This window comes from Cryobacterium sp. 10I1 (assembly GCF_035019805.1).
Classification (GTDB): domain Bacteria; phylum Actinomycetota; class Actinomycetes; order Actinomycetales; family Microbacteriaceae; genus Cryobacterium; species Cryobacterium glucosi.
The window spans coordinates 1-1789 of record NZ_JASJVF010000416.1 but is presented as its reverse complement, the minus strand read 5'-3'; the positions used below and the strand labels follow the sequence as shown (position 1 = coordinate 1789).

Genomic DNA, 1789 nt, shown 5'->3' with positions numbered 1-1789 from the left:
TCCTTGAGCCGGGTGATGCGCGAGGGCAGGTGCTTCCGGGCGTTGAAGGGCGGCAGGACACGGATGCGCCCGGGCGCCTCGAGCGTGGCCTGGCGCGCCCACAGGCCGAGCGGCCCGTACGAGCGGATCGTGACCCGGTCCACCCGTCGTTCTCCCCTCCGGAACGGAGTCAGCGGGAGGGACACGAGCCGGCGTTCCCCTGTCGGGACGGACAGAGGGGTGCGGTTGTTGCCTGCGCCGGCCGACGGTTGCCAGGCATCCCGCACGAGGGCGCGGAGGCGACGGGAGCCGGAATTGGTGACGTACAGCAGGCTCGTCACGGTTTCGCCGAGGCGCACCCTTGCCGGCAGCCTGCGTTCGAGGCGCACGGCCCTGGGCGAGCCGGCCAGCGCGAGGTCGAGCAGGCCGAGCCCGACCGAAAGCAGCAGCCACAGGGCGAGGATGCCGCCCGCGGCCGCCTGGCTGCGTCCGAGCAGCACAATTGGCACGACGCCGAGGGCGACGAGCAGTGTGAACCGACCGGAGACCGTCACCTTAGATCGGAACCTGGACCTGCTGGAGCACGCTGCGCAGGATGGCGTCCACGAACACGCCCTCGAGCTCGGCTTCCGGCTGGAGCTGGATCCGGTGCCGCCAGACCGGGAGGACCATCGCCTGGACGTGGTCGGGAGTGATCGAGTCGTAGCCGCTGAGCCACGCCCAGGCTTTCGTCGCCGCGAGAAGCGCCGTCGTCCCGCGGGGGCTCACGCCGAGCTTGACCGAGGGGCTGCGCCGGGTCGCGCGCGCGAGATCCACGATGTATGCGAGCACGTCCGCGCTCGAGCCGACCTCCATGACGGCGGCCTGCGCGGCGGTGAGCTGCTCGGCGCCGAGCACGGGAGTGACCCCGGCCGCGGTGAGGTCGCGGGGGTTGAAACCGGCGGCGTGGCGGCGGAGCACCTCGAACTCCGCGTCGCGTTCCGGCACGTCGAGCACGAGCTTGAGCAGGAACCGGTCGAGCTGCGCCTCGGGCAGCGAGTACGTGCCCTCGTATTCGATCGGATTCATGGTCGCGGCGACGATGAACGGGTCCGGCAACGGAATCGTCCGGCCGTCGACGCTGACCTGGCGTTCCTCCATCGCCTCGAGCAGTGCGGACTGGGTCTTCGGCGGTGTCCGGTTGATCTCGTCCGCGAGCAGGATGTTCGTGAACACCGGGCCCTTCCGGAACTCGAACTCGCCGGCCCGCGCGTCGTAGATGAGCGACCCTGTGACGTCGCCCGGCATCAGGTCGGGCGTGAACTGAACCCGTTTCGTCTCGAGGCTGAGCGCGTGGCTGAGCGAGCGCACTAGGAGGGTCTTGGCGACACCGGGCACGCCCTCGAGCAGCACGTGGCCGCGCGCGAGCAGGGCGATGATGAGTCCCGTCACTGCGCCGTCCTGGCCGACGACGGCCTTGCCGACCTCGGTGCGAACCTGCGCGAGCGATTCCCGAAGGGAAACGATGGTATCGGTCGGTGTGCTCATGGGTCCATTCTTCCGGGGGTGGTTGCGGTGGGTGGGGCGGATGCCGGCGGATCAGCGGGCAGGCCGCTCGCGGCGATCACGGCTCGCTCCAGGTCCTGGAGGAGGTCGGACTGGGCAATGAGGTCGCGGTCCGTCGCCGGGACTCCGTCGACGAGGACGAAGCGCACCTCGGCCGGTGCCCGACCGGTCAGTGCGGACACCGCGAGCACGACGTCGTCGAGGCTCGCGAGCCTGGACAGCCCGACCCGGGTCGCGAGGCGCTGCACGGTGGCGACCCGCAGGG

The 1789-nt window shown here is 70.9% G+C and carries 1 protein-coding gene and 2 pseudogenes; all 3 read right to left on the bottom strand.

Features of this window, described 5'->3' with window-relative positions:
* Positions 1 to 533: pseudogene (locus QN345_RS18640) on the bottom strand (DUF58 domain-containing protein); the annotation flags it as partial.
* Between the two features lies 1 nt (position 534).
* Positions 535 to 1506: an AAA family ATPase gene (locus tag QN345_RS18635; protein ID WP_134449748.1), complete on the bottom strand. Its 972-nt coding sequence runs from the start codon at positions 1504 to 1506 to the stop codon at positions 535 to 537.
* Positions 1503 to 1789 (bottom strand): annotated as a pseudogene (locus tag QN345_RS18630) (DUF4350 domain-containing protein); the annotation flags it as partial. The gene QN345_RS18635 and the pseudogene QN345_RS18630, both read right to left, overlap by 4 nt.

Excerpts from the sequence above, each read along its gene's own strand:
- QN345_RS18635 (WP_134449748.1), bottom strand. The coding sequence starts at position 1,506 with ATGAGCACACCGACCGATACCATCGTTTCCCTTCGGGAATCGCTCGCG.